Genomic DNA, 18,447 nt, shown 5'->3' on the forward strand with positions numbered 1-18,447 from the left:
ACCGACAGGATGTCGGGAACCGGTTGACTTAGGTAAGCCTAACTTGCCATGATCTGCAGGGTCGCACCGGTTTCCGCCATCCCGTCACCCCCGGCTCCCCCTGGAGGCCCGCATGGACACGGCGCCCACACCCTTCTCCACCGCCATCCGCACCGCGTCGCAGGAACAGCACACGGAGGCGGAGACCTCGACCTTCATGAGCGATCTGCTCGGCGGCAAGCTCGGCGTCGACGCCTATACGCGCTACACGGAACAGCTGTGGTTCGTCTACCGCGCCCTGGAGGACGGCGCGAAGGCCCTGCGCGGCGACCCCGTCGCCGGTCCTTTCCTCCGCCCCGAGCTGGAGCGGGTGGCCGAGCTGGAGCGCGACCTGACGCATCTGCGGGGCCCGCAGTGGCGCGCGGGACTCACCCCGCTGCCCGCCACGGCGGCGTACGCGGCGCGGGTCGAGGAGTGCGCCCGCACCTGGCCCGGCGGCTATGTCGCCCACCACTACACGCGCTATCTCGGCGACCTCTCCGGCGGCCAGATCATCCGCGGCAAGGCGGAGCGGACCTGGGGCTTCGACCGCAAGGGCGACGGGGTGCGGTTCTACGTGTTCGAGGGGATAGCCAACCCGGCCGCGTTCAAGCGGAGTTACCGCGCGCTGCTCGACGGGATCGACGCGGTGGTGCCGGACGAGCTGGAGAGGAAGCGGATCGTCGACGAGTGCAAGGTCGCTTTCGCTTTCAATACCGGGGTCTTCCGGGAGCTCGGGGACGAGTTTCCGTTGAGCGCCTGACGGGGCAGCCGTCTCGGGGGCTCTGCCCCCGGCCCCCCGCTCCTCAAACGCCGGAGGGGCTGGATTTCAGCTGAAGCCTTACAGCGCGCACCGACCCCCCACCTCGATCACCCCGCCCGGACCCGGTGCCGTCAGGAGCTGGGAGCCGTTGCCCTGGGTGATGTTGAGGGCGCGGCCCAGTTCATGGGTGAGCAGGAGCGCCGCCGCGCCCGTCGCCTCGTCCTCGTCGATGCCGTCGTCCCGGCCGGGGAAGGCCCGCGCGCGTACGCGGCCCGCCGCCTCGTCCTGCCAGGCCCAGGCGTAGATCCACTCGCCCGGCTCCGGCACGGGGAGCGCGTCGACCTCCGCGGCCGTCCCGTACCGCCGCAGCGTTCTCGGCGGCGCCCAGTCCGCGCGGGCGGTGATCCAGGTGAACTCGCCGTCCTGGCGGGCCTGCACCACCCCTGCGGGCGTGACGAGTTCGGGGACGTCGAGCAGCCACGCCGTGCCGACGCAGGGGTGGCCCGCGAAGGGGAGGCGCAGGGTGGGGGTGTAGATGTCGATGACGCCGCGCTCGGGGTCGTCGACGAACACCGTCTCGCTGTGGCCGAGTTTGCCCGCCAGTGTCTGGCGGTCCTCCCGGGCGGGCGTGCGGGACCCGTCGCGCACGACTCCGAGTTCGTTGCCGTGCCGGCCGTCGGGCCCGCAGAAGACCCGGACCACGTCGATGGGACCAGGAGCGTCGAAGGGCGTACGGGCGTCGCGTGGTTCAGTCACCCGTGCATTGAAGCATCGCGCCCCTCAGGCGCCCCACCGGCGCCGGGCCCCCGCTTGACCGGTGCTTTACCCGGTCATGGGGCCGCCATCAGGCTCCCGTGATCGGCCCGTGAGCAGGGGGCGGGGCGTGAGAGCTGAATCACGGGAAAGGCGGGTATCACCGAGGTAAGGGTCGGTTAAGTTAGGTCGGCCTCACCGGCTTGCGGTGGGGACGGCCCCGCCCGTGACCTGTCCTTGGAGCCCGTATGCGACCCGTGCGACCCGCCCGCCTGTCCGCCGTCACCGCCGTCGCCACCGTGGCGGCCCTGACCGCCGTCACGGGCTGCACGGAGAAGAGCGACGGCAAGAGCGGCGGCGCGGGCAGCGTGCGCGTGACCGCCACCGACGACGCGTGCCGGGTCTCGAAGACGAAGCTGTCCGCCGGACACGTCGAGCTGGCCATCGAGAACAAGGGCTCCAAGGTCACCGAGGTCTACCTGCTCTTCCCCGACGACCGCATCGTCGGCGAGCGCGAGAACATCGGCCCCGGCACCAAGCAGCGGCTGACGGCCGAGGTGAAGGCGGGCTCGTACGAGATCGCCTGCAAGCCCGGCATGAAGGGCGACGGCATCCGGCAGAAGGTCACCGTCGCGGGCGGCACGACCGCCAAGCGCGACCCGCGCCTGGACAAGGCCGTCGCCGGCTACCGCTCCTACGTGCAGGCGCAGGCCGACGAGACGCTGCCCAAGGTGAAGGTCTTCACCGACGCCGTGCGCAAGGGCGACCTGGCCGCCGCGAAGAAGGCGTACGCCGACTCCCGCATCGGCTGGGAGCGCACCGAGCCCGTCGCCGAGTCCTTCGGGAACATCGACCCGAAGGTCGACGTCCGCGAGGACGGCCTCGCCGACGACCAGGACCCCGAGAAGGACTGGACGGGCTGGCACCGCCTGGAGCGGGCCCTGTGGAAGGACAAGAAGATCGGCGCGCGGGAGAAGGCGCTCGCCACCCGGCTCGACAAGGATCTCCTCGACTGGCAGCGGCGGGTCGGCAGGGCCGAGATCACCCCGACCTCGATGGCCAACGGCGCCAAGGAGCTCCTCGACGAGGTCGCCACCGGCAAGGTCACCGGCGAGGAGGAGCGCTACTCGCACACCGACCTGGTCGACTTCAAGGCGAACGTCGAGGGCGCCGAGAAGGCGTACCAGCTGCTCAAGCCGGTCGCCGCCGAGCAGGACCCGAAGCTCGCCAAGGAGCTCGACAAGCAGTTCGCCGCGCTCGACGAACTCCTTGAGAAGTACCGCGAGGGCGGCGCGGGCTCCTACCGGTTCACCGCGTACGACAAGCTCGACAAGGCGGACACCAAGGAGCTGGCCGACGGCGTGAACGCGCTCGCCGAGCCGTTGTCCAAGCTGGCGGCCGCCGTCGCCAAGGCCAAGTAGCGGCAGGGAAGCAGCGGCAGGGGACACCATGGCTGAGACCACCGCGGGCGACGACGCCCGTGACACCTCCGGCGCCGCCCCGGGCACGGGCGGCGCCGCCGCGCCGTCGCGGCGCTCGCTGCTCGGCTGGGGCGGCGCGGGGCTCGCGCTCGGCGCGGCCGCGGCCGGCGGCGCGGTGGCGATGGCCCGCTCCGACGACGAGGTGGCGCCCGCCGCCGACACGGGAGCGGCCGTCGCCTTCCACGGCGCGCACCAGGCGGGGATCGCGACGGCCGTCCAGGACCGGCTGCACTTCGCCGCGTTCGACGTGACGACCGACGACCGCGAGGAGTTCGTGCGGCTCCTGAAGGACTGGACCCGGGCCGCCGCGCGGATGACGGCGGGCCGCACGGTCGGCGAGGGCGCGTACGGCGGGCTCGCCGAGGCGCCGCCGGACGACACCGGCGAGGCGCTCGGCCTCAAGCCGTCCCGGCTGACCCTCACGATCGGCTTCGGGCCGTCCCTGTTCGAGAAGTTCGGGCTCGGCGGGAAGCGGCCCGATGCGCTGGTGGACCTCCCCAAATTCCCCGGCGACAACCTCGACAAGGCGCGCAGCGGCGGCGACCTGTGCGTGCAGGCCTGTGCGGACGACCCGCAGGTCGCGGTGCACGCCATCCGCAACCTCGCGCGCATCGGCTTCGGCAAGGTCGCCGTGCGCTGGTCCCAACTCGGCTTCGGCAAGACGTCGTCGACGACACCGGGTGCGCAGACCCCGCGTAACCTCTTCGGCTTCAAGGACGGCACGCGCAACGTCTCCGGCGACGACACGGCGGCCCTCGGCAAGCACGTGTGGGTCGGCGAGAAGGACGGTCCCGCCTGGATGACCGGCGGCTCCTACCTGGTGGCGCGCCGCATCCGCATGAACGTCGAGACGTGGGACCGCACTTCGCTCGGCGAGCAGGAGGACGTGTTCGGCCGCGACAAGGGCGAGGGCGCCCCGGTCGGCAAGGCCAAGGAGCACGACGAGCCGTTCCTGAAGGCGATGAAGCCCGACGCGCACGTGCGGCTGGCGCACCCGTCGGCCAACGACGGTGCGACGATCCTGCGCCGCGGCTACTCCTTCACGGACGGCACCGACGGGCTCGGCCGGCTCGACGCGGGCCTGTTCTTCCTCGCCTACCAGCGGGACGTCCGCAAGGGCTTCATCCCCGTACAGCGCAGTCTGGCGCGCTCCGACGCGCTCAACGAGTACATCCAGCACGTGGGTTCCGCGGTCTTCGCGGTCCCGCCGGGCGTCCGCGGCGCGGACGACTGGTGGGGCAGGGGCCTGTTCACCGGAGAGGCGTGAGCCAATGTTCGGCAACTATCTGATCGGGCTCCGTGAGGGGCTGGAGGCGAGTCTCGTCGTCTGCATCCTGATCGCCTATCTGGTCAAGACGGGTCGGCGTGATGCCCTGCTGCCCATCTGGACGGGCATCGGCGTCGCGGTGGCGCTCGCGCTCGGCTTCGGCTGCGCGCTGACGTTCGGCTCGCAGGAGCTGACGTTCGAGGCGCAGGAGGCGCTCGGCGGTTCGCTGTCGATCGTCGCCGTCGGCCTGGTGACGTGGATGGTGTTCTGGATGCGGCGCACCGCGCGGCACCTCAAGGCCGAGCTGCACGGCAAGCTGGACTCGGCGCTGCGGATGGGCACGGCCGCGCTGGTCGCGACCGCGTTCCTCGCGGTCGGCCGGGAGGGCCTGGAGACGGCGCTGTTCGTGTGGGCCTCGGTGCGCGCCTCGCACGACGGGTCGCACGGCCCGCTGCTCGGCGTGATCCTGGGCCTGCTCACCGCGGTCGCGCTCGGCTGGCTCTTCTACAAGGGCACGGTCCGCATCAACCTCGCGAAGTTCTTCACCTGGACCGGCGCGATGCTGGTCGTGGTGGCGGCGGGCGTCCTCGCGTACGGCGTGCACGACCTGCAGGAGGCGGAGTTCATCGGCGGCCTGCGGGACAAGGCGTTCGACATCAGCGCGACCGTCCCGCCGGACAGTTGGTACGGCACGCTCCTGAAGGGCGTCCTCAACTTCCAGCCGGATCCGACGGTGTTGCAGGTCGTGGTCTGGCTGCTCTACCTCGTGCCGACGCTGGCGTTCTTCTTCGCGCCGACGCGGCCGGCCTCCCGGGACAAGGCCCCGGCGGCGGACAAGGCAACAGTTCCGGAACAGGGTTGAGCGGGGTTCCCCGGCCTCGAACTGCCGTGCATATGATCTTCGTTGACCCGTTGTCCGATCTCTGAGGATCCCCCCATGCACACCTCCCGTTTCGGGAAGAGCCTCGCCACGCTGACCGCGGCGACCGCCGTGGCACTCGGCGTCTCCCTCATGACCGCCCCCACGGCCTCCGCGGTCGGCGGCAGCGCCTGCACCAAGAACGTCAAGAACCACAACATGATGGTCATCAACGTGGGCGCCACCGCGCACTCGGGCCCCGGCGGCAGCTACAGCAAGGTCAAGCGCCTGCAGTGGTTCGACCAGGTCTACGTCCGCTGTTACACGGTCAAGCGCGGCACCCAGTGGTACTACGGCGACCTGCCGGGCACCAGCAAGCGCGGCTGGGTCGACGGCATGCTCCTCCAGGAGAGCTGACCCGAGCCACAGGCCCTTTCCCGGGCCCGATAAGGTTCGGCCCCGGGAAGGGGTAGGTGACGGAATTCCGATGAGCAGACTTCGCAGGGTCGGCGGTCTCCAGCGGCCTCTCGTGGCGTCGGCGGCGGTGACCGCTCTGGCGCTGTCGGCGAGCGGCTGCGTGACCGTGCACGGCGAGCGCGAGGTGGTGCCCGCGGCCACCAAGTCCGAGGCGGCCCGCGCGCTCAAGGACTTCCTCGCCGCGTACAACAAGGCGGACAAGACCTTCGAGCCGTCCGCCGACGCCGCACGCATCACCGGCCCGCTGGGCGCCATCAACCAGGGCGGCCTGCGCTCCCGGCACGTGCAGCACCCCGACGGCAACCCCCGGCACGTGCCTCTTGAGCTGACCGACGTCAGCTACACCATCCCCAAGAAGGCGGGCTGGCCGCGCTGGTTCGTGGCCGACACGAAGGCCAACCGCCGCTCGGACCTGCGCTGGCTCTGGGTGTTCACCAAGGGCGGCCCCGACGAGCTGTGGCGGGCCACCTATCTGAACCTGGTGTCGCCGAAGAAGCTGCCGGAGCTGAAGAAGGACGCGGACGGGTTCGCCGAGCCGGTGGACGCTTCCGCGAAGGATCTCGCGCTGCCCCCCGCCAAGCTCGGGGCGGAGTACACCTCGTACTTGAAGTCGGGGGGTGACTCCTTCGCGCCGGGCCCCCACACCTCGGTCTGGAAGGCGTTCCGCGACAAGAACTCCAAGCGGGCGGGGCTGGCCGTGCAGTACGTCGACGAGCCGGCGAACGGCGGCTCGTTCGCCCCGCTGGGGCTGCGCACCGTGGACGGCGGCGCGATGGTGTTCTTCTCCACGCGCCACTTCGAGAAGCAGACGGCGTTCAAGGGGCTCAGCCCGAAGGTCGACGCGGACGCGAAGGCCCTGCTCAAGGGCGAGGTGCGGCAGACCCTGCTGCTCGACCGGGTGTCGAACCAGGTGGTCGTCGACCCGAAGAGGTCCGACGGCGGCAAGGTGGCCTTCCTCAGCCGCATCCAGGGCCTGACGGGCGCCAAGGGCGAGTAGGCACGCCGGGGCCGGGAGACGGCGGGCCCGCGGTGACCCGTATCGACCCCGTCACCCCGGTCCGTCTCGTCAGCCCCGCAACGGCCAGGCGGCGACGTCCTGTTGGGGCTGGCCCGCGACCCGGGCGCACTCGTCGGTGAGCGTCTCCAGGAGCGTCAGCGGGTCCGGCAGCGGATGCTCGGGGCCGCGCAGCCAGCGCACCTCACGGTCGTCGGGGAGCCGGGCGGGCGGCACCAGTACGTACGAACCGCGGCAGTGCCAGCGCAGGCCCGGGTGCTCGTCCATCGTCTCGGGGTGGCAGTCGAGCTCGCAGGGCCACCACTCGTCCTCGTCCTCGGGGGTGCCGCGGGTGGCGGTGTAGAAGAGCAGCCGGCTCTGGCCGTTGCTGCCGCCCGACTCCGCGACGGGCCCGACCTCGATGCCCGCGGCGAGCAGCCGCTCCAGGGCCTCCAGACCGGCGTCGAGCGGGACGTCGAGGACGTCGTGGATCATGCCGGTCGCGGTGATGAAGTTGGCCTGCGGCTGGTGCCGGGCCCATCGCTCGATCTGGCCGCGGTCGGTCGTGGACTGCGTCTGCCAGGCGAAGGAGACGGGGTGCCGGGCGGGTGTGGGGCAGCCGATGCGGTCGCAGGAACATCGGTACCCCGACGGATACGCGGCCGGGGCGAGCGGCAGTCCGGCCGCCGCGGCGGAGAGCAGCAGGTCCTCGCGGGCCCGGTCATCCCCGGACGTGTCCTTGGGGCGGCGACGCAGCCACTGGGAAAATTTGCCCTGTCCGCCGGACCGGCTGCCGAACTCCGCGCCCATCTAGCCCCTCACCTCGCCGTTGTGCCGAAAGCATGACCCATGGTCCCACCATCCTGCGCCTCGGGGGGCCGGAGCCCACATCCGGGGTGGCCGGGGCGGGGCCGGTGGCGGGCCCCATCGCGCGTCATTCCGGTTGAAATAGTGATTTTCCCGCCTACCGTGGTCGTCATGGTCATTAGGACTGTCCTGACGGGCCTCACGGCGCTGACCCTCACGGCACCGAACGGTTTCCTCACCCCGATCGAGTGGGGCGGCGGCCCCCTGACCGTCGACGCGCTCCCCCGCGTGGTCTACACGGCGCACCGCGGCGGGGCCCTGGAGGTTCCGGAGAACAGCATGTCGGGCCTGGTGACGGCGTACGAACGCGGCACCGCGCAGGTCATCGACTTCGACACCCGGATACTGCGCGACGACACCCTGGTGGTCATGCACGACGACACCCTGGACCGGACCACGTTCTCCACGGGGCCGGTGCGCCGCCTCGACCGGTGGGACTGGCTGGGCGTGCGGCTGCGTCCGGGGGCCTCGCTGCCCGGCCACTGGCGCCCGGAGCGGCCGCCGACGGTGGCGGAGGTCCTCGACCGCTTCGGCGGGCGGATCATGCTGATGCTGGAGGCCAAGGACCCGCGGAGCCTCAAGCCGCTCGCCCGGCTCATCCGGTCCCGCAGGCTGACCCGCTCGGTCTTCGTGAACACCAACAGCCCAGCGGTGGCCCTGCGCGCGCACCAGCTGGGGCTGCTGGCCCAGCTGTGGCGCTCCAAGCGGCAGATGCGCACGGACCGGCCGGCGGGCTGGGCGCCGTTCGTGGACGTCCTGGACGTCGACTACAAGGCGCGCGACGGCGATCTGGTACGTGCGGTGAACTCGGGCATCCCGCGGGTGTGGGCGCACACCGTGACCACCGCGAAACAGCGCGACCGGGTGCTCCGGCTCGGCTGCAACGGCGTGATCACGGACGCCCCCGGCCTGCTCTCGCGGACGCCGGTCAGGAAGGGCGCCGCATGATCCCGTGCAGGGCGTAGTCGACGAGGGTGTCGGCGTACGCGTGGGTGAGCGGGCCCGAGCGCATCAGCCAGCGCTGGGCGATCGGGCTGGCCCACAGTTCGAGCGCGATGCGGGGGTCGATCTCCGGGCCGACCTGGCCCGCGTCCTGGGCCCGCCGGACCCGGGTCACGAAGAGCTGGAGCTGCGGCTCCAGGAGCTTCTCGACGAACTCGGCGCCCAGCTCCGGGTGGAGCAGCCCCTCGGCGGCGAGGGCGCGGTAGGGGGCGTCGTACTTGGAGTCGTTGAACTCGTCGACGATGGCCCGCATCACGAACTTGAGGTCGGCCGCGAGGTCCCCGGTGTCAGGGATCTCGGTCTCGATCTCCTCGGAGCCGGCCTTCTCGCCCGCCTCCCGGGCCGCCTGCTCGCCTAGGTCGAGGAAGGCGTCGAGCAGGACGGCGCCCTTCGACGGCCACCAGCGGTAGATCGTCTGCTTGCCGACGCCGGCGCGGGCCGCGATGGCCTCGATCGTCAGCTTGGCGTAACCGACCTCGTCGACGAGGGCGAGGGCTGCGTCGTAGATCGCGCGGCGCGAGCGTTCGCTGCGGCGCGTGGAGTCCGGGGCGGTTTTCTGGGCCATGCCGTCGAATGTAGCAGCGACCGAACCGAGACGTACCGTCTTGACGAGACGCGTCGTCTCGTTCATAGTGGAGTCCGAAGCGAGACGAACCGTCTCGCCGAGGCGGGGTCCTTCCGACCACAGGAGACCCGGCCGCTCCACGAAGAACGGGAGGCACACCATGACCCGAGGCGGATCCGGAAACATGCTGGGCGTCGGCGGCACCCGCAGCAACCTCTCCCGTGCCGCGCTGCGCGGCGCGGGCCGCGGCGGCCGGGCCGGCAACGCGCTCAGCCCCCAGGAACAGAAGCGCGAGCTGCTGCGCAAGCTGCGGGAGGGACGCGAGACGCACGGCGGACGGTGAACCGCGGACGGGGCGGCCGGGGTGGTCCGGACGGCGGCGCCCGGGGTGGTCCGGACGGCGGCGCCCGGATGACCATCTCCGCAACCACCCGTTCGGTTCACAGCAAAGAGGGCTCCTCGCACCGCACTATGGGCATCAACTGCCCCACCAAGGGCGGCAGCTGTCCTGCGGTACGTGAGGAGCCTTCTTTGTCCCGTAATCCTCGCTCTCCTCGGTGCGCCACACCCCGGCGCTATCTGATGTGCCCACCGGCACACTTCAAGGTCACCTACTCCATCAACCCCTGGATGGACCCCGCCAAGCCGGTCGACGTCCCCCTCGCGCTCGCCCAGTGGGAGGACCTGCGCGACCGGTACCGGGCCCTCGGCCACACCGTCGAGGAGCTCACCCCCCGGCCCGACCTGCCGGACATGGTCTACGCGGCGAACGGCGCGACCGTCGTGGGCGGCCGGGTGCTCGGCGCGCGCTTCGCCTACCGCGAGCGGGAGCCGGAGGCCGCGGCCCACCTGGAGTGGTTCCGCGCGCACGGCTTCACCGAGATCCACGAACCGGCTCACATCAACGAGGGCGAGGGCGACTTCGCGGTCACCGCCTCCTACGTCCTGGCCGGGCGCGGCTTCCGGGCCAGCCCGCTCTCGCACGGCGAGGCCCAGGAGTTCTTCGGCCGCCCGGTGATCGGGCTCGACCTGATCGACCCGCGCTACTACCACCTGGACACCGCGCTCGCCGTCCTGGACGACGCCGCGGACGAGGTCATGTACTACCCGCCCGCCTTCTCGCCCGGCAGCCGCGCGGTCCTGCGCCGGCTCTTCCCCGACGCGCTGATCGCCGAGGAGCCCGACGCCGTGGCGCTCGGGCTCAACGCCGTGTCCGACGGGCTCAACGTCCTGCTCCCGCAGGCCGCGGCGGGCCTCTTCCGGCCGCTGCGCGAGCGCGGCTACGTTCCCGTCCCCATGGACCTGAGCGAACTGCTCAAGGGCGGCGGCAGCGTGAAGTGCTGCACCCAGGAGCTGCGCGGCTAGTTCGCGTGCAGCTTCGCCGGGCAGAGCCGGCGCGGCGCGTCGTCGCCCTTCAGGCGGGCGTCGACGCAGCCGCCGGGCAGCCCGTCGTGCGCCTTGGTGCCGAAGTTCGCGGTCACCGTCAGCGTGCCCTTGCCGAACACCGTGCGCTGGACCGTGCTGTCGGCGGTCAGGCGCCGGAAGGAGGTGAGGGGCTCGGTGCCCGCGGCCTTGTGCAGGGGCTCGAAGTACTTCTGCAGGGCGGCCAGTTCGGTGCCGTGCTGCTTCAGCGACGGGCCGTCGAGGACGTAGTTGAGGGGGGTGTTGTACAGCATCGCGAGCAGGGCGCGGGCGGTCTTCTGCCGCGGCAGCTTCTCGTAGGAGATCTCCCAGCGCTCGGTGTTGACCAGCGAGCCGTGCAGCGCGGTCTCGTAGAGCGGGACGCGGTGGCGCGGGTCGTACATCGCCTTGGCGAGATCGGCGGGCAGGTCGACCGGCTTGAAGAAGATGCCGGGGGCCTCCTCCGGGTAGTAACCGCCCCACTTCTCGCGGTCCTTCTGGAGCTTCCACATGCCGTCGGCGACCGGGGTGGCGCCGCCGTGGTCGAAGGCGAGCGGCTCGTTCGCCCAGGCCTGCGCCGTCTCGGAGCCCAGGACGAGGCCGGTGCCCGCGATGCGCCGCATCCGCGCCAGGCGGTGGGCGCGGTCCTCGGCCTTGGTCATCCGGTGGCGCTTGCCGTGGTCGCGGAAGAGCTCGCCGGTGGCGTCGACGTCGAGGAAGTAGCTGTCGGAGCCGTTGGCGACCATCGAGCGGGTGCGCTCGGCGAGGTAGTGCTTGCGGGGCTCGGCCTTCTCGAAGGCGGCGGAGCTGAGGTAGCAGCCCCGGCCGCCGAAGCCGGTCTCCGGCTTGCCCTCGGCGTCGCGGACGCAGAAGTCCGGGTAGACGGTGCCGGGCCAGATCGCGTTCGGGGCGTCGGCGGACTTCGGGTCCTGGCCGTTGGCGAAGGAGTCGTACGGGCCGGTCAGGTAGCCCGCCTTCTTCGCCGCGGCCACCGCCGCCCGGTCCGGGTAGGGCTTGCCGTCGTAGCCGAGCCACATCCGGTCGACGCCGAGCTTCTTGAGCTGCTCGACGGCGGGGGCCTTGCGGGCGTCGCCCCAGGTGTAGGCGTGGAAGGCGCCGAGGAGCTTGCCGGTGGCGGGGTTCTTCGCGATCTTCCGCTTCAGGCTGCCGAGCTGTCCGCGCTCGGCGAGGTAGGAGCGGTAGTCGGCGGCGGGGGCCACCGGGTTGCCGTCGGTCAGGGCGAAGGTGACGGAGTAGTCGCGGGTGCCCTCGCCCCGGTCGAAGGCATGCTGCGCGGTGGTGCGCAGCCGGCCGCCGGGCGTGGTGAAGCCGAGGGTGGTGCCGATGTCGGTGGGGGTGAGGTAGCTGACGCCGGCCTTGCCGCCCAGGGAGTAGCCCCACAGCGGCAGGGTGAGGTCGGCGCCGACGTCGACGGTGCTGCCGCCGAGGCCGCCCTTGCCGGTGGTCCAGAAGGCGTCCTTCACGGGGACGTCCAGGCCCTCGCCGCGCGGCAGCTGGAGCGCGGACGCGGTGGCGTCGGTGCCGGTGACGGGCCAGCTGACGGAGGTGTACCGGTCGGCCTTCAGCTTGAGGGAGAGGCGGCCGTGGTCGGTGCGGGCGGTGACGTCGATGCCGTGCTCGGGATAGCTCCAGCGCGCCTCGCCCCTGCCGTGCCGGCGGACCGGGCCCGGCGCGCCGAGGTCGGTGCCCGCGGCGTCGGAGAGGGTGAGGTCGCGGCCGCCCCGGGTGTGGGCGCGTACGGCGAGGGAGGCGGTGTCGACGACGGCCGTACCGCCGTCGAGCGCCAACTCGACCTGCTTGCCGTGCGGTTGCTCGGCGCCGGCGGTGAAGGCGTACGTGGTGGCGCCGGCCGCGACGACCGCGAGCGCGATGGACAGGGAGAGGAAACGGGTCTCCGACCGCCTGCGGGCGTGACCTGGAGAGCTGCTCTTGGTGGGCATGGAGAACTGAATAGTCACCGCCCCTAAGAACCTTCTAAGAAGAGGGGCAGTTCAGCCAGGTGGCCGAGGACGTGCTAACAATACGGACGCACGGGTGCAAGACCGTCCTGTGCGAACGCAGCACCACAACCAAACAGTTGGGTCCACCGGGGCCCAGGGGGAAGAAGAGGTATCAGCGCAGTGAACCGTATGCGCACGTCCGCCGCCGTCCTCGCGACCGCGGGGGCGCTCACCGCCGCTCAGCTCGGGCTCGCCGGGTCCGCTTCCGCGACCAGCGGCCCGTCCGCGCCGAAGGCCTCGCCGCGGGCCGTCAGCGGCTGCCCGATCGACATCGTCTACACGTCCCGTTTCCAGATCGACCGGAACGGCTGGGTGACCAACGGCGGGCTGTACTTCGGGCTGAAGAACAAGAGCACGAAGACCATCAAGAACGTCACGTTCACGGTGACCAACGTCAAGAACATCCGCTTCGGCAAGGCCACGCCGACCGGCGGCAAGGTCACCCGCAGGACGACGAAGACCGTCTCGGTCTACGACAAGAGCCTCGCGGGCAAGGCCAAGCTCGGCGTCAAGGTCCGCACCCACCTGCTGAACACCAGGTCCTACAAGGTGAAGTTCGCCGTGCACGGGACCGGATGGAACTGCGCCGTCAACCAGGGCACCTGGGGCGCGTGAGCCGACGGTCCGGGACTCAGTCTCCGGACGGCGGCCCGGACGAAGGCCCGGACGCGGACGGGGGCGGCCACACGTCGCCCCAGTCCGTGTCGCGGGCCGCGCGGTAGAGGGGGCCGTGGCGCTTGGTCACGGTCTCCTTGCGCAGGACCTCCTCGGCCCCGCACAGGTCGAGGAGGACCTGGCCCTTGCGGATCTGCGGGCGGCGCACCACGCGGGAGGGCGCCGGGTCCGCGTCGAAGCGGACCGCCGCGACATAGCTGAACTTCTCGTCCTCGTACGCCAGTGAGCCGCCCTTGACCTTGCGGTGCAGGGACGACCTGCTCACCCGCGCGGAGAAGTGGCACCAGTCCGTGCCGGGCTCGATGGGGCAGGCGGCGCTGTGCGGGCAGGGCGCGGCGATGCGGAAGCCCCGCGCGATCAGCCGGTCGCGGGCCGCGATGATCCGGGCGTAGCCGTCGGGGGTGCCCGGCTCGATGATGACGACCGCCTGCGCGGCCGCGTCGGCCGCGGCGTCGACGACCGAACCCCGGTCGGCCTCCGTCAGCTCCCCGAGCACGTACGACACCGTGACGAGATCGGTGCTCTCGATGGTGAGCGCCGCTCCGATCCGAGAGCGCTGCCAGCGGGCGCCGCTCAACTGCGGGGTCGCGCCCGCCAGTTCACGGCCGAGCGCCAGCGCCGGGTCGGCCCAGTCCAGGACCGTCACCGGCCGCTCCCCCGCCCATGTCGCGGCGACCGCCCAGGTCGCCGCGCCGGTCCCGCCGCCCACGTCCACATGGCTGCCCGGCGCCCAGTCCGCGGGCGCGGCGTCCGCGAGCGCGGCCAGTGCGGAGCGGACCGCCTCGAAGGTCGCGGGCATGCGGTACGCCGCGTACGCGACGACGTCCGCGCGGTCGCGCAGGATCGGGGCGTCGGTCGGGGTGCGGCCCCGGTAGTTGGCGATCAGCCGGTCGACGGCCTGGGTCGCCTGCTTGGGCGGCAGGCCGTCCAGGAGTCCGGCGAGGGCGGCGCGCAGGGTCTGGGCCGGGGCGGCGGGGGCTGCCGGGGGGATCGGGGCGTTCACCCCGTGAGTCTACGGGGGCCCGGGGGGCCGGGGGGCTGGAGGGACGGCGGACGCCCCCGCGCCACCGCCCCGGCGCAGGCCCCAGCACCGACCCGGCGCCGGCCCCCACGCGCCCGGGCGCGCTACGCGCTACCGCCCCCGCGCCGCCCGCGCCAGCCGGGTGCCCGCCGCCGCGCGCGGCCCGTTGTCGGCGGGCCTGCGCCGCGGGTGCACCGTGTTCGCGAGCAGCACCAGGAAGGTGTCGGTCGCCGGGTCGAGGACGAGGGACGTGCCGGTGAAGCCGGTGTGCCCGGCCGCCCCGCGCCCCGCCAGCTCCCCCATGAACCACGGCTGGTCGATGCGGAAGCCGAGGCCCGGCTCCGCCAGCATCAGCTCGACGAAGTCGGGGCCGAGGATGCGGGCCCGGCCGTAATTGCCGCCGCACAGCAGCGTGCGGCAGAACACCGCCAGGTCGCCCGCGGTGGAGAAGAGGCCCGCGTGCCCCGCGACGCCGCCGAGCGCCCAGGCGTTCTCGTCGTGGACCGTGCCGCGCAGCATGCCCCGGTCGGCCTTGGCCCAGGGGGTGCGCTGGTCCTCCGTGGCGGCGGCGTCGGGGCGCGGTCCGAAGCCGGTGGCGGTCATCCCGAGCGGCCGGGTGATGCCCTCGCGGACCAGGACGTCGAGGGGGCGCCCGGTGAGCCGCTCCAGGACGCGCTGGAGCAGCAGCATGTTCAGGTCGGAGTAGACGTAGTCGCCGGGCGCGGTGACCGGGGCCTCGGCGCGCAGGGCGGCGAGGCGCGCGGCGTCGTCGGGGCAGTCGTACAGCGGCAGTTCGGGCCGAAGGCCGGAGGTGTGCGTGAGCAGCTGGCGGACGGTGACGCCGTGCTCGGCGGCGGCGGTGAACTCGGGGACGTACGCCCCGACGAGCGCGTCGATGCCGAGCGTGCCGCGCTCCAGCTGCTGCACCGCGGCCACCGTGGTGAAGAGCTTGGTGAGCGAGGCCAGGTCGAAGGGGGTGGTGGTGCGCATCGGCACCCGCCACTCGCGGGGCAGCTCGACGCCGGTGTCGCTCTCGGGGTCGTACGCGGCGTGGCGCACCGCCCAGCCCGCCGCCTCCTCGGCCGCGACGACGGGGCCGCGGCCCGCGACGACCACGGCGCCGGCGCACCAGGGGCGCTTCCCGCGGGTCAGGTCGCGCACGTCGGCGACGAGCCGCCCGATCTCGTCGGGGTCGAGGCCCGCCCGGTCGGGCGAGCCGGGGCGCAGGAGCCTGGGTGCGCTCAGTGGTCCGCCTCCTGTGTGGGCCGGTGCTGCCAGGGGCGGCACAGTCCCACGAAGCAGGCGAGGGCCGCCAGCGCACAGGCCAGCTGGACGACGGCCATCGGGACGGCGGTGTCCTCGCCCGCGATGCCGACGAGCGGCGATGCGATGGCCCCGACCAGGAAGGAGGAGGTGCCGAGCAGCGCGGACGCGGAGCCCGCGGCGTGCGGGGTGCGCGTCAGCGCGAGGGACTGGGTGTTGGGCATGGTGACGCCCATCGACGACATGAGGACGAAGAGCCCGGCGGCGACGGGGAACAGGCCGACGTCGCCGAAGACCCCGGCCGTCATCAGCAGCAGCGCCGTCGCGGCGGCCGCGATCAGCGTGAGGCCGACGGCGAGGACCTTGTTCAGGCTGGCCCTGCCGACGAGGACCTTGCCGTTGAGCTGGCCCGCGGCGATCAGTCCGACGGAGTTGACGCCGAAGAGGAGGCTGAAGGTCTGCGGGGAGGCGCCGTAGATCTCCTGGATCACGAAGGGCGAGGCGGAGATGTACGCGAAGAGCGCGGCGAAGGCGAAGCCGCCCGCGACCATGTAGCCGGTGAAGACGCGGTCGGCGAGGAGCGTGCGCATGGTCCGCAGCGCCTCGACGGTGCCGCCGCTGTGCCGCCGCTCGGGGGCGAGGGTCTCGGGCAGCCGCCGCCAGACCAGCAGGGTCAGCGCGGTGCCGACGGCGGTGAGGACGACGAAGATGCCGCGCCAGTCGGTGAAGCGCAGGACCTGGCCGCCGATGAGGGGCGCGGCGATGGGGGCGACGCCGGAGATCAGCATGAGGGTGGAGAAGAAGCGGGCCATCTCCATGCCGTCGTACAGGTCGCGGACGACGGCGCGGGCGATCACGATGCCGGCCGAACCGGCTAGGCCCTGCAGCAGCCGGAAGCCGATGAGGAGCTCGGCGTTGGGGGCGAAGGCGCAGGTCGCGGTGGCGACGACGTAGACGAGCAGGCCGATGAGGAGGGGGCGGCGGCGGCCCCACTTGTCGCTCATCGGGCCGACGACGAGCTGGCCGAGCGCCATGCCCATGAGGCAGGCGGTCAGGGTCAGCTGGACGGTGGCGGCCGGGGAGTGCAGGGCGTCGGTGACCTGCGGCAGGGCCGGCAGGTACATGTCCATGGAGAGCGCGGGGACGGCGGTGAGGCCGCCGAGGACGAGCGTGACGAGGGCGCCGGTACGGCGGAGGGCGGCGGGGCCCGGTGGCTCCGCCGCCTTCGGTATCGGATGTGTCCGCGTGCCCTGTCCGAGCTCAGGCATCCTGCCCCTCCCAGTCGCTGCGTATGCCTCTCCATGGTCGCAGGCCGGGGTGGGTGGTACGGACAGGTTCCGCGGGGACTAGGCCGGCTTCAGCCCGGGGTCGCCGGCCTCCGTCACGAAGGACGCCGCCGTCCTGATCGGGGCTCCCAGCGTCGTGACCGCCGAGACCGTCTTGAAGTCGGCCCGTGCGGCCTCGCGGCCGAGGGCGACGGTGACATAGCCGCGGCGGCCGTTGTAGAACTTCAGGTGCGGGTTGGCCTTGGTGTAGGTGTCCCAGTTGGCCGGCTTGTCCGCGCCGTCCTTGCCGCTCGCGATGGAGGTGGCGACGATCTCGGTGCCCACGGTCCTGGAGGACGGGTCGTCGAAGTCGGCCTTGATGTCGAAGGCGTAGCCGACGTGCACGTCGCCGGTGAGGACCATGAGGTTGTCCAGGTCCGCGGCCCGCGCGCCGGCGAGGACCCGCTTGCGGGAGGCGCGGTAGCCGTCCCAGGCGTCCATGGAGAGCTTCGCCCGCGCGTTGAGGTCGAGCCTGCGCTCGGAGAAGGTGACCTGCTGCGGGACGACGTTCCACTGGGCGCGCGAGCGCCGCCAGCCGTCGAGGAGCCAGCGCTCCTGGGTGGCGCCGGTGATGGTGCGCGCCGGGTCGTCCGACTCGGCGCCGGGGACGTGGGCGGTGTCGCCGTACGCCTGGTCGGAGCGGTACTGGCGGGTGTCGAGGATGTCGAACTGGGCGAGGCGGCCCCAGACCAGGCGCCGGTAGAGCTGGGCGTCGGGCCCGCTCGGCAGCTGCGGGCGGCGCAGCGGGAGGTTCTCCCAGTACGCCCGGTAGGCGGCGGCGCGGCGGAGCAGGAACTCGCCGGGAGGGTCGTCGTTCTCGGAGACGTCGCCGGCGTAGTTGTTCTCGGTCTCGTGGTCGTCCCAGGTGACGACGAAGGGGTGTGCGGCGTGGGCGGCGCGCAGGTCGGGGTCGGACTTGTAGAGGGCGTACCGCAGCCGGTAGTCCTCCAGCGTCTGCGTCTCCTTGTTGAAGTGGGCGGGCAGCGTGCGGTCGGTGTAGCCGCGGGCGCCGCCGGTGGCGTTGACCGCGTACTCGTACAGGTAGTCCCCGAGGTGGAAGACGACGTCGACGTCGTCCTGCGCCAGGTGCTTGTACGCGGTGAAGTAGCCGTCGTGGTACGCCTGGCAGGAGACGGCGGCGAGGGTGAGCCCGCCCGGCCTGCTGCCGGGGGCGGGCGCGGTGCGGGTGCGGCCGGTCTCGCTGACCCAGCTGCCGGTCCTGAACCGGAAGTAGTACGTGCGGCCGGCGTCCAGGTGGTCCGCCTCGACGTGCACGGCGTGGTTGAACTCGGGGTGCGCGGTGACGGTGCCGCGTCTGGCGACGCGCCGGAACCGGGCGTCGTGGGCGAGCTCCCACCGGACGGTGACGCGCTCCTGGGGCAGGCCGCCGCCGGGCTCGTAGGGGGCCGGGGCGAGCCGGGTCCAGAGCAGGGCCGAGGAGGGCAGCGGGTCACCGGAGGCGACGCCGAGGGTGAAGGGGTTCTTCCGGATGCGCCGGGCGTCGAGCTCCGCGGCGCCCGCGACGCCCGCGGTGGGCAGGTTGGTGGCGAAGGCGAGCGCGGCGGCGGCGCCGGTGACGGTGAGGAACCGGCGGCGGCCCAGGTGGCGGGCGGCGGCGCGGATCTCGGGTGCGTGGTGCTGGCCTGCGGGTGTCATGTGGCCCTCCCCTGACGATTGCTGTCAGGGGGATGCAAG

The 18,447-nt window shown here is 72.5% G+C and carries 18 protein-coding genes; 10 read left to right on the plus strand and 8 right to left on the minus strand.

Going from position 1 to position 18,447, the window contains the following annotated elements:
- Positions 1–112 precede the first annotated feature (112 nt).
- A complete protein-coding gene (locus tag ACFYO9_RS13955; protein WP_358773011.1) occupies positions 113–781 on the plus strand; it encodes a biliverdin-producing heme oxygenase in 669 nt (222 codons plus the stop codon).
- A 78-nt stretch (positions 782–859) separates the two neighbouring features.
- On the opposite strand, the gene ACFYO9_RS13960 is transcribed toward ACFYO9_RS13955, so the two are convergent.
- On the minus strand, positions 860–1,537 hold the full coding sequence (locus ACFYO9_RS13960; RefSeq protein ID WP_358773012.1) for a PhzF family phenazine biosynthesis protein: 678 nt from the start codon (positions 1,535–1,537) through the stop codon (positions 860–862).
- A gap of 254 nt (positions 1,538–1,791) precedes the next feature.
- Here ACFYO9_RS13960 and efeO point away from each other — a divergent pair, with 254 nt between their 5' ends.
- The 5 genes from efeO (at position 1,792) to ACFYO9_RS13985 (ending at position 6,615) form a co-directional block, all read left to right on the plus strand.
- Positions 1,792–2,955, plus strand: coding sequence for an iron uptake system protein EfeO (gene efeO, locus ACFYO9_RS13965; protein ID WP_388666345.1), 1,164 nt, complete (start codon positions 1,792–1,794; stop codon positions 2,953–2,955).
- Between the two features lie 28 nt (positions 2,956–2,983).
- Positions 2,984–4,282 carry an iron uptake transporter deferrochelatase/peroxidase subunit gene (gene efeB, locus ACFYO9_RS13970; protein WP_355817500.1) on the plus strand — a complete coding sequence of 433 codons (1,299 nt, stop codon included), beginning with the start codon at positions 2,984–2,986 and terminating at the stop codon, positions 4,280–4,282.
- 4 nt (positions 4,283–4,286) lie between these two features.
- Positions 4,287–5,144, plus strand: coding sequence for an iron uptake transporter permease EfeU (gene efeU / locus ACFYO9_RS13975; RefSeq protein WP_358704765.1), 858 nt, complete (start codon positions 4,287–4,289; stop codon positions 5,142–5,144).
- Between the two features lie 75 nt (positions 5,145–5,219).
- Complete coding sequence (locus ACFYO9_RS13980; protein ID WP_355817494.1) at positions 5,220–5,558, plus strand: hypothetical protein; 339 nt, start codon at positions 5,220–5,222, stop codon at positions 5,556–5,558.
- Between the two features lie 70 nt (positions 5,559–5,628).
- Entirely contained in the window at positions 5,629–6,615 is a 987-nt protein-coding gene (locus tag ACFYO9_RS13985) for a hypothetical protein (RefSeq protein WP_358773015.1), read from the plus strand.
- Between the two features lie 69 nt (positions 6,616–6,684).
- Here the strand turns inward: ACFYO9_RS13985 and ACFYO9_RS13990 are convergent, their stop codons facing one another.
- The gene (locus ACFYO9_RS13990) at positions 6,685–7,422 is read right to left on the minus strand and encodes a bifunctional DNA primase/polymerase (RefSeq protein ID WP_355817489.1); all 738 of its coding nucleotides are present in this window, start codon (positions 7,420–7,422) and stop codon (positions 6,685–6,687) included.
- Between the two features lie 168 nt (positions 7,423–7,590).
- Between ACFYO9_RS13990 and ACFYO9_RS13995 the strand changes: the two genes are divergently transcribed.
- Entirely contained in the window at positions 7,591–8,427 is an 837-nt protein-coding gene (locus ACFYO9_RS13995; protein ID WP_355817486.1) for a glycerophosphodiester phosphodiesterase, read from the plus strand.
- On the opposite strand, the gene ACFYO9_RS14000 is transcribed toward ACFYO9_RS13995, so the two are convergent.
- The gene (locus ACFYO9_RS14000) at positions 8,408–9,046 is read right to left on the minus strand and encodes a TetR/AcrR family transcriptional regulator (RefSeq protein ID WP_355817483.1); all 639 of its coding nucleotides are present in this window, start codon (positions 9,044–9,046) and stop codon (positions 8,408–8,410) included. The two genes, ACFYO9_RS13995 and ACFYO9_RS14000, sit on opposite strands and share 20 nt — an antisense overlap.
- A gap of 160 nt (positions 9,047–9,206) precedes the next feature.
- Here ACFYO9_RS14000 and ACFYO9_RS14005 point away from each other — a divergent pair, with 160 nt between their 5' ends.
- Both ACFYO9_RS14005 and ddaH read left to right on the plus strand, forming a co-directional pair.
- Entirely contained in the window at positions 9,207–9,389 is a 183-nt protein-coding gene (locus ACFYO9_RS14005) for a DUF6243 family protein (RefSeq protein WP_355817481.1), read from the plus strand.
- A gap of 128 nt (positions 9,390–9,517) precedes the next feature.
- Positions 9,518–10,411, plus strand: coding sequence for a dimethylargininase (gene ddaH / locus ACFYO9_RS14010; RefSeq protein WP_358773312.1), 894 nt, complete (start codon positions 9,518–9,520; stop codon positions 10,409–10,411).
- On the opposite strand, the gene ACFYO9_RS14015 is transcribed toward ddaH, so the two are convergent.
- Complete coding sequence (locus tag ACFYO9_RS14015; RefSeq protein WP_358773016.1) at positions 10,408–12,408, minus strand: glycoside hydrolase; 2,001 nt, start codon at positions 12,406–12,408, stop codon at positions 10,408–10,410. The genes ddaH and ACFYO9_RS14015 overlap by 4 nt on opposite strands.
- 189 nt (positions 12,409–12,597) lie before the next feature.
- Here ACFYO9_RS14015 and ACFYO9_RS14020 point away from each other — a divergent pair, with 189 nt between their 5' ends.
- Complete coding sequence (locus ACFYO9_RS14020) at positions 12,598–13,083, plus strand: hypothetical protein (protein WP_358773018.1); 486 nt, start codon at positions 12,598–12,600, stop codon at positions 13,081–13,083.
- A gap of 16 nt (positions 13,084–13,099) precedes the next feature.
- On the opposite strand, the gene ACFYO9_RS14025 is transcribed toward ACFYO9_RS14020, so the two are convergent.
- The 4 genes from ACFYO9_RS14025 to ACFYO9_RS14040 form a co-directional block, all read right to left on the minus strand.
- On the minus strand, positions 13,100–14,146 hold the full coding sequence (locus ACFYO9_RS14025; RefSeq protein WP_358773020.1) for a small ribosomal subunit Rsm22 family protein: 1,047 nt from the start codon (positions 14,144–14,146) through the stop codon (positions 13,100–13,102).
- Positions 14,147–14,275: 129 nt separating this feature from the next.
- On the minus strand, positions 14,276–15,451 hold the full coding sequence (locus ACFYO9_RS14030; protein ID WP_358773022.1) for a serine hydrolase domain-containing protein: 1,176 nt from the start codon (positions 15,449–15,451) through the stop codon (positions 14,276–14,278).
- Positions 15,406–16,695, minus strand: a complete 1,290-nt coding sequence (locus tag ACFYO9_RS14035) for a multidrug effflux MFS transporter (protein ID WP_358773024.1) — start codon at positions 16,693–16,695, stop codon at positions 15,406–15,408. The genes ACFYO9_RS14030 and ACFYO9_RS14035 overlap by 46 nt, the downstream gene beginning before the upstream one ends.
- Before the next feature lie 78 nt (positions 16,696–16,773).
- Positions 16,774–18,408, minus strand: a complete 1,635-nt coding sequence (locus ACFYO9_RS14040) for an alkaline phosphatase D family protein (protein ID WP_358773026.1) — start codon at positions 18,406–18,408, stop codon at positions 16,774–16,776.
- Positions 18,409–18,447 lie beyond the last annotated feature (39 nt).

The sequence above is a fragment of the Streptomyces sp. NPDC005863 genome, from assembly GCF_042871345.1.
In the GTDB taxonomy this organism is placed as follows: domain Bacteria; phylum Actinomycetota; class Actinomycetes; order Streptomycetales; family Streptomycetaceae; genus Streptomyces.